Raw genomic sequence first — 635 nt, forward strand, 5'->3', positions numbered from 1 at the left:
GTGTATAATTTGTTCCATTTTTGTTTTGGTGCTTCCTTTTCCATGATTAGTCTTCTAGTTTTAGTGAAGCCTTAATTTCATCCTTGCCCAAGGATAACATATTGGCGAACAGTCTGTAAGCTCCAGATACGCCTGCGGGAAATTCTCTAAAGAAACTCAAGCCTGTGTACATGTAATATCCTTTACCATGCTTAGCAACCAATAAGCTACCTTCTTTTGGTGTTTCTCCCTTATCGTTCATGGAAAGGATAGGAGTAAACTCACTACCCCAGCTATTGGCGAAATACAAGCCACGCTCCTGTGTCCAACCCTCAAAATCGTTTTGAGTGATTTTATTGGGGAAATTCAATACCTCATGGTCTGGGTTTAAAAATCGTACCTCTGCAGTTTCATCGGTTACACGATCTCTAGAAATCTTTAAATCGAAAGGTGCTAATTTATCTGTTTTTAAACGATAGGATGTGCTGTATTGTACAATCATATTGCCGCCATTTGCCACAAAATCAAATAACTGTTGTTGTTTAAATTCAATGTCATCAAGCGTGTTGTAGGCTCTAATACCAACCACAATCGCATCAAATCTGCTTAATGTTTCAGGGTCAATGTCATCTAAGGCAAGTACACGAACGTTATAG

Annotated in this window: 1 protein-coding gene; it reads right to left on the reverse strand. The window is 38.7% G+C overall.

The features are described from left to right. Positions 1 to 46 precede the first annotated feature (46 nt). Positions 47 to 635 (reverse strand): hypothetical protein (locus H4O21_RS28010; protein ID WP_220495845.1); only part of this gene is annotated, 589 nt, incomplete at its 5' end.

It is taken from the genome of Oceanospirillum sediminis, from assembly GCF_014164585.1.
GTDB classification, from domain to species: domain Bacteria; phylum Pseudomonadota; class Gammaproteobacteria; order Pseudomonadales; family Halomonadaceae; genus Oceanospirillum; species Oceanospirillum sediminis.